The organism is Croceivirga sp. JEA036 (assembly GCF_011882165.1).
In the GTDB taxonomy this organism is placed as follows: Bacteria; Bacteroidota; Bacteroidia; order Flavobacteriales; family Flavobacteriaceae; genus Croceivirga.
In genome coordinates this window covers 1-8,639 of the sequence record NZ_JAATON010000011.1, presented here as the reverse complement: position 1 = coordinate 8,639, position 8,639 = coordinate 1, and the positions used below count along the sequence as shown (strand labels likewise).

Sequence of the window (8,639 nt, the reverse complement as noted above, 5' to 3'; positions counted from 1 at the left end):
TACCGTACTTAAACTTGTATCGCTTATCGTTGTGGTGGCTCCCGATGCATCCGTGAACACATAGGTGCCATCGCCATTGTCAACTAAAGCAACTGTGCCCGCAGCGGCGTTGATTTCATCTATCGCAGCTTGTACGTCAGTCGCCGCTAAACCACTAGTTGTATTGTCATATGGATTGCTAGATGCCCTGGTATCGATAGTCTGGGTGTTACCAGCTTCGTCCGTATACGTATAGGTTCCGTCACCATTATCGGCAACTGTACTTAAACTTGTATCGCTTATCGTTGTGGTAGTTCCCGATGCATCCGTGAATACATAGGTGCCATCGCCATTGTCCACCAAAGCAACCGTGCCCGCGGCAGCGTTGATTTCATCTATCGCGGCTTGTACGTCAGTCGCCGCCAAACCACTAGTTGTATTGTCATATGGGTTACTAGAGGCTCTGGTATCTAAAGTTACATCCGTACCGTCCCCATTGGTGAACTGATAAAGTCCGCCACCCAAATCGGTGATATCGGACTTGGCCACCGTAATACTGTTTCCGGCTTCGTTAGTGAAGGTTACATTACCATCCCCAGCATCGGAGATATTGGTAATTGTTTCATTTACAATTACTACATCACCATTTTCGTTGGTATACTCACCAATTGTATTACCTGCCCCTAAGGTATTGGTTAATGTAGTTATAGTTTCTACTGGTAATACTACAGTGGCTGTACCTCCATTTTCTAGGGTGAGTGATAATTCTCCCGTAGTATTATCGTAAGTAAAATTTTCTAATTGTTGATCATCAGAAGATGTTAGTTCCCAAGAATCTCCGTCCCAGTAGTAAATTGTACCTGTAGTAGTATTTACATAGATATCACCTACATCTGCGCCAGCAGGTGTAGCAACACCTGGAGCGGAAACATCTGTTCCACTTAACACCTCACAATTACATTGGTCTTGCAACGTAACGGTGGTTTGCGCAAACGCAAAACCAGTAAATAAGAAAAGTAATACTGGTAATAAAGACTTTCTTTTGGGGTAGTTTCTATTATACATGTTTTGGTTTGTGTTTAAAATACACTCAAGGCTTACGTCCAATTAATTTTAGAAAACCTTGATTTGGGGCATTTTACATTCAATGCAAAAATTGACCATAAATGATGTTTAATAAAATAATTGTTGTGTAACAGCATTTTAACAAAGTATACCCTAGAAAAATTGAGGTTAAAATTTTCTTAACACGCAGTTTGTCGATAAGCCCAGAAATAGCAAGACCTATGAATCCTAGTAAGAATTCATAGGTCTCTCTTATAACTACTATTCTATTATTGATTTACCCTGTACGTAATTCTTCTATTGGTAATTACTGTGGCTACTTTTAAAACAGACATTGGTGAAAATTCTGAGGTTGCACTCCCGTCTGTAGCTGTTGCGGTAATCATGTCTCCCAACTGTGTTCCCGACGGTAATGGAATAGTTACATGAAACCTATTGGTATTATCAGTATTGCCATCTGTATCTGTATAGCCTGCGGTTGTGGCATCTAAGTCCAGTGCTCCACCCTCTTGAGCCGTTCCAATGTATAATTGACCTTCTCCATAATCTTGAGTAGTACCCAACTGATTATCCCCAGCACTTGCAGTGCCTTCATTCACATCTGTAAAAAAGAATTCCATTTGCACATTAGGTCTAGCCCATCCTTTAATGACCATTTGATTTCCTGCTATATAAGCCGCAGTAATTAAAGGGAAATTGGTTAAGTTATTAGGTCCTGTATCTCCGTCAGCACTATCATTTAACGTAATTGCATCCGCATTCAAGTCTATTCCTAAACTAGGATTTATAGTACCATTAGCAAAAGTTGAATTTTGAGTTATGGTATTATCGGTACCATTGCTTACCACTATACCAGCTTCACCATTAGTATAAATTCGGTTTTGACTTACTGTATTTCCAGTTCCATCAATTAGGATGCCCATGGCTTTAAGGGAACCACTACAATTACCCCCATTTTGGCCAGCTCCCGTAATGCTGTTATCTGCGATCAACACTCCATCTACTCCAGACAATTCTATATTGGCTGCTCCAGGATTTTCCAAAAGATTTTGAGCTATGTTAATTCCAGTACCGTTATTGACTAAAATATTACCATTACAAGCGGTAGTTCCGTTAGAAATTAGATGGTTTAGATTGATATTACTAGCTGTACCGCCATTAATGTAAATTCCAGCATCTGAATTTCTAGAAATATAATTTGAGGTAATCGTTGCCGTACCTGCAGTTTGTTCTACCCCATAGTCTATATTACCTGCTTGCACACCAATGGCATTAACACCTAAAATGTTATGAGAAATAGTGGCACTACCACCTCTTACGCGTAAGGCAGCGTTATTATTGGCAAATACAGAAACATTCCTTACGGTAACATTAGTACCATTTAGGTCTAGCAAATCGCCTCCGTTCCTATGAATTTGAATTTCTGGACGCTCATAATTTGGTAAAATGGCATTGCTTATGCCTACTCCAGAACCACCTGAACCTAAAACACCTGAATTAGAATCACCGGAATAAGCCGTTTGTGTTCTACCGTCTATTATGGTATTTGTACCGGTTATATCCGTAAGATTGGTACTGCTATTAATAAATATATCAAAAAAACCACCACCTTGATAGTTGGGGTCCGCTGTTCTCCCTAAAGGATCACCTGTTGGAGGAATCATAAATATAGAGGTATCCTCTTCCGCTGCCGGGTCAAAAATAGCATTGGATTCAATATCCAAACCTGCCTCTCCTAAAGTGTTACTGTTAATGATAAATTGTTCCAAAGAACCTTGACCCGACTCATTGGTATTTACAATTGTATTAAAGTTATAGCCAAAATCGATATTAGCCACCCCACTACTGGCAATACTTACCGCAGATAAACTCTGTGAATCTTGGAAAACACCTAGTGCAGAATCTGTGTTGGCTGCGGGGTTGGCCCCACCAATTTCATCAAGAACTTCATTATTGGTAGTGGCATCACCAAAGCTTCTATAGGTTTGTACCGGATAACAAGCTGTACAATTTATTCCGTTTGGCCTTGTAGAACGTACTGTAGGGTTTACTACTTTTATGTAGTAATCACCATCTGCCATACCTCCAAAACTATAATCTCCGTTGGCATTTGTATTTGTTCTTCTTACAAAATCACCATCATCCTCATATAATTCTACAATAGCTCCCAAAACACCAACGCCATTGGCGTTAGTCATATTCCTACCAAGACCTCCAGGATAGTTAACGTCTTCAAAAACAGTACCTGCAATTAGGTTAGAGGGAACCTTTAAGATTACAGCAGCAGAAATGACAAAATCTTGCCCAACATTTACATTTGCCGTTACCTGTGAATCTCCAGGTGAGATGTACGTTGAAATATCATAGGTATCTAAGTCTACCCCATAGGTAGCAGTATCATTATAATCTGGGGTAACCGTATTATCATACATGGTTGAATTGTAGGCATTATTGCCGGTTTGGCCACCATCTCCAGATAAATTAAATGTTTGATTGGCTTCGTTAGTAACTGTTAAACTTTCACCATTGGGATTTGTTGTTCCAGAACTATTACCGTCTAAAGTAGAATCTCCTTCCCAAGACAAGAATGAAGCCTTAGCTCCCGCACCCGCAATGGCATAAAAACTATCTAAAGTAAAAGAAGTACCCTCATTACTTAGGCCATCAAATCCTTGATATAAATTAATATTTACCGCCGGCAAATTAGGATCTTCGTAAAACACAAACAAGGTCCATCCTCCCAAAACTGTAGCAGTAGAACAATAGTCACCAGAGTTGTCTACATCTAAATCTGTAAAATCATATACATTGGTAGATGGGTCTGCTATGCCTTGAACAATGCTTGTTACGTCACTAACATAGCCAAAAAAGTTTCTATTGGTTAGCGTGGTTTGGTATTGATAATTGGCATTTACGGTTTGCCCCTCAAAAGTAACCGTTCCGTCTACGGTTGTACTTGAATGTGCCCAATATAAATAAGCCCGAACCACCGTTCCTGTATTTGGTATGGGAGCAATTAAGGTATTAGAAGAAGATGTAGTTATACTACAAGCATCTGTATTATTGTCGTTAGTACGTAAAGTGCCACCCGTGGTAACGTAATCATAATAGCCATCAAATTCTTGGAACAAGGTTAGAGGGTCATTGGCTAAAATTTGAGAATTGATGTAGCCTCTTGCCGTATCACTATAATCTACTGTAGCATATTGAGCTGTTGCGTCTGTGAACCCAACCGTAAAATATTCTACCAGTTCCGGAATACCATCATTAACTATAGGTACTGAAAAGGTTTGTACATTACCGACCCTACCGTTAAAGGTAAGTGTGCCATTTACGGAAACATAATCAGCACCATTAGTTGCAGTACCGTCGGTTACAGTATAATCAACTGTAAAAGGCGTGTGAAAAAATCCAAAAAATGTATTTCTACCGTGACGTTCTCTTAGGTGAGTTACTGTAAATACAGCTGTACCGGCATCTTCATCTATGTAAACATCTTCCACCGCAATTTTTGGCCCTGGTGGGGAACAAGACACATTAGCTTGCCACCCATTACCCGTTGTGTTGTTATCAGACACAAATCGGAATGTTAAACATCCATCTTCATTCGTTGCAAAGATTTGAGTAGGAATATTTTCATTGTCATAAGCGCCAATTAAATCTGCACCTGTATTGTCACCATCATAGATATATAAGATATCTCCTGGAATTACATCAAATTGTGTAAAATCCAATTCCAAATAATTATCACTAATATCAGGACAAATGGTATACTCAATATCCAAGTTATCTGCATATTGATTTACACCTCCAGAATCTAAAAATATATCATCACAAGAATCTGCCGAATCCCCATCTGACATAATTAATGCGTCATTCGCTAAAATAATTCCATTAGCTGTATCAGTTATATCTACGCCGCTGTTGGTAACAGCAGTAAAGTAAACCTCAAATGCCTCATCTCCTTCAAAAATAATATCATCTATAATAGGAACAGAAAAGGTATCATCATCACCAACATTACCACTAAAATTAATAGAACCAGTTGTTGTTGTATAATCTTGACCTGCTATTGCTGAGCCATCTCTAGTAGCATAGTTAACGGTAAACGGTCCTGTTGCATTACCCCCAATATGTTCAACGGTAAAAGTAGCGGTACCATCATCTTCATTTACCGTTACATCTTGCACTCTAAGCTCAGGTTGATAGGTAGCCGTAAACTGGACATTGTCTATAAAAATAGTATCATTATCTTGCCAATTGGTATCCGCCGGATAAAATATAATTGCAGGATTTGAAGCAATCTCTGCTGCAGTTAGATTATATGTAACAGTACCTGTGCCTCCACTAATTCTTTGAATAAAATTCCAACCATTCGTATCTGCATTATAAATAAAAACATCTATTGCCTCTCCACCGGCCGAATTAGCATTGTAATTTAAAGACAGTGTAGCTGATGTTGCTCCAGCTAAGGGTGCAAATCTGTAAATCCATCGGTTATCATTATTTCTAAACCTAAGTTGGTTATTAGATATTGTAATCCTTCCGAAGTTTGGCGAACTACCACCATCATTTTGTTCTATCCAGTTGGAGGAAAAATTTTGGGAACCATCGTTATTAGAATAGGAGGTATTGCTAAACGTATCTAGATAAGTTTCTTGGCCGTTAACAAAACCGATTATAAATAAAAAGACAACTAGTGCCGTAACCTTCTTTACATAGTACATAGACAGAGGGATATCTATTTAACTACAAAACTATGAACGTTAATTAGTCGTTAACAAGATTTGTTGCAAAAGGCTTATAACTCAAGATGAAACTAGGCAAAGTTGAAGTTTAAAATTCTACGAAAACAAAAAAACGCCCAAAATTGGACGTTTTCTTGTTTTTAAAATATTTTTGACTACTCTAATATGATAAACTCCGAACGTCTATTTAATTGATGTTGTGCACTGGTACAATACACCCCATCATCACAATCATTTAGCAAACGTTTTTCTCCAAAACCTTCGCCTTGTAAGCGCTCTTTGGCTATACCTTTAGAAATCATATATGCTACTGTAGCCTCTGCTCTTTTTTGAGATAACCATAAGTTATACTCGTCTCTACCTCTACTATCTGTATGGGCATTTACCTTTAATTTAAGACTAGGGTACTTCTCCATTGCAGCAATAACTTTTTGTATTTCTATTTCTGCATCTGGTCTTATATTGTACTTGTTTAAATCAAAATAAATAGTACTTAACTGTAATAATTTGGCCAAATCGTCTCCAAAACCTCCTGTAACTCTATCCCTTTCTAAATAAAAATCTACAATCCTAGGTTTACCGTAAGAGGCCGGTAAAAACTCCTCTGCTGGCACGTAACCTTCCATCAATGCTCTTACAAAATTACCTTTAGAACAATCTAAGGTAAGAAGATATTCTCCCTTATTATCTGTAATAGCAGTTGCGATTTCATTGTTATCTTCATCAATCAACTTAACAGTTGCACCAATCAAAATTTCATTAGATATGCGGTCTCTAACGGTACCCGTAACCTCCTGAAGACAATCTAATTTTAAAGCTATATCTTCTGTAAATTCATAAATATCATCGTCCCCTACACTCCCTTCCTCTCTATTGGATGAAAAGTAACCAGTTTTATTTTCTTCGTTAAAAATATAAGAGAAATCATCAAACTGTCCATTGATAGGTTTACCTACATTAACAATAGGTTGGTCATATTCATCAAATGCAATTTTTGTAGCAAATACATCTAAACCTCCCAGACCTGGATGCCCATCTGATGAAAAATACAATACATCATTTGGCGTAATAAATGGAAAAGTTTCTCTAGCTTCTGTGTTAATATTATCACCTAAATTTACAGGACTGCTAAAGGTACCATCACCTACAATTCTTACCTTCCAAATATCTGAAGCTCCCTTGGTACCAGGCATATCAGAAACAAAGTACAACTGCTTTTCATCTGGGCTAAGCATTGGGTGTGCCACCGAATATTCATCACTATTAAAAGGAAGTTCAATAATATCAGTCCACTCACCCCCAACTAAACTAGCTTGAAAAATTTTAAGATTGGTTGTTCCTTTTTCGTCCTTAATTCTCTTACCATCAACAAAATTATTTCTGGTAAAATACATGGTAGTTCCGTCTTTTGTGACCACAGAAGTAGACTCGTGCAACTTTGTGTTTACATCACCAGGAATTTTAACTACAGTATTAGAACTGTCTACCAAATATAAATCCAAGAAGTCTTTTGCATTCCAAGTATGTCTGTATCTAGCAAAATTACCAGTATCTCTATCCGAAGAAAAGATTAGTCCATCTTTATAATAGGCAGCGGCAAAGTCCGAATATTTGGAGTTATGCGGAAAATCTCTAAGCGTATATCGACCAGAATTCTCTTCAATCTTCGCCATATAATCCGCTTCTGTAAAAGCTCCTTTTATACGGCTACTACTTGCTTTCTGATTGAAGAGATTCATGATTTTTTCTGACTTCTTATACTCTTGCATAGATTTTAAAGACTGTGCATACCTAAAGTAATAATCCGTTGTAATAATCGTATCATTATCACCATAAGACTCTAAAAGCTTAGCATAGGTATCAGCAGCCTCTTTGTACCGAGCATTAAAATAGTAGGCATTCCCTAATCGCTTTAATAAATCTGGAGAACTGAATCCTTTATCTAATACCTTTTTGTAGATATCTATTGCCGGACTAAAAGAGTATTCGTCATACTTTTTGTCTGCCCGTTCTAAGGCTTTTTCCTGAGCCGATATACCTAATATACCAAGCAATAATGCAACAGTAAGTAATCTAATTTTTAACATGGTCTGTTATTTAGAAGAAACGTGGGGAGATTGTTCTTTGGAATCTTTTCAGTAATTCGAATCTAAGGAATACCTCAAAAGAACCATCATTAAACCTCCGTGTTCCTAAATCTGTAGTTTCCTTATCGTAAGCTAATCCTAACATAAACTGGTCGGTGATTTGGAAACCTGCCATTGCGCTCAAGGCTGCATCCCAACGGTATGCCGCGCCAAAGCTAAATTTTTCTGCGAACAAGAAATTTGCGGATACATCTACCTGTAATGGAGCACCACCTACTGCTTTGGTTAAAAGTGCAGGTTTGAATTTTAAATCCCCATTGATATCAAAGACATAACCAGTGATAAAGTAAAAATTGATGCGCTCTGTAGCTAAAAATTGCACATTGTTAGCATCTGTGTTGTCATTATCAAAAAACTCCGTTTCTATAATATTGGGTGCTGATAAACCCGCATAAAAATTATCTGAATGATAGTAGACTCCTAAACCAAAATTAGGAGAGAATTGACTGTCAATATTATCTTGCTCAACAACTTCAGCATCAAAATTTCTTAACTTTTGAAAGTCTAGACTTAAGAAATTACCACCACCCTTTAATCCAAAAGATAGTTTAGCATCTCTAGATACTGTCTTGTCCTAAAATAGGTTGACCATTTTTTTGAGATTAAATGGTTAAAAATTCCAGTTGTTTTTTATTTTTTCTGTACGATTTGTACGGTTTGTTTTTGTTTAGATGTACATGGTTGGGTGTTTCAAAATCCA

2 protein-coding genes and 2 pseudogenes are annotated in these 8,639 nt (G+C 37.6%); all 4 read right to left on the bottom strand.

Going from position 1 to position 8,639, the window contains the following annotated elements:
• A pseudogene (locus tag HCO57_RS16430) lies at positions 1-1,044 on the bottom strand (hypothetical protein); the annotation flags it as partial.
• A gap of 269 nt (positions 1,045-1,313) precedes the next feature.
• On the bottom strand, positions 1,314-5,771 hold the full coding sequence (locus HCO57_RS16425) for a Calx-beta domain-containing protein (protein ID WP_167989930.1): 4,458 nt from the start codon (positions 5,769-5,771) through the stop codon (positions 1,314-1,316).
• A 176-nt stretch (positions 5,772-5,947) separates the two neighbouring features.
• A complete protein-coding gene (locus tag HCO57_RS16420) occupies positions 5,948-7,879 on the bottom strand; it encodes an OmpA family protein (protein WP_167989929.1) in 1,932 nt (643 codons plus the stop codon).
• A 10-nt stretch (positions 7,880-7,889) separates the two neighbouring features.
• Positions 7,890-8,504 (bottom strand): annotated as a pseudogene (locus tag HCO57_RS16415) (type IX secretion system membrane protein PorP/SprF); the annotation flags it as partial.
• Positions 8,505-8,639 lie beyond the last annotated feature (135 nt).

Bases quoted from the DNA above. Each gene is read 5' to 3' on its own strand.
- HCO57_RS16425 (WP_167989930.1), bottom strand. From the start codon at position 5,771: ATGTACTATGTAAAGAAGGTTACGGCACTAGTTGTCTTTTTATTTATA.
- HCO57_RS16420 (WP_167989929.1), bottom strand. From the start codon at position 7,879: ATGTTAAAAATTAGATTACTTACTGTTGCATTATTGCTTGGTATATTA.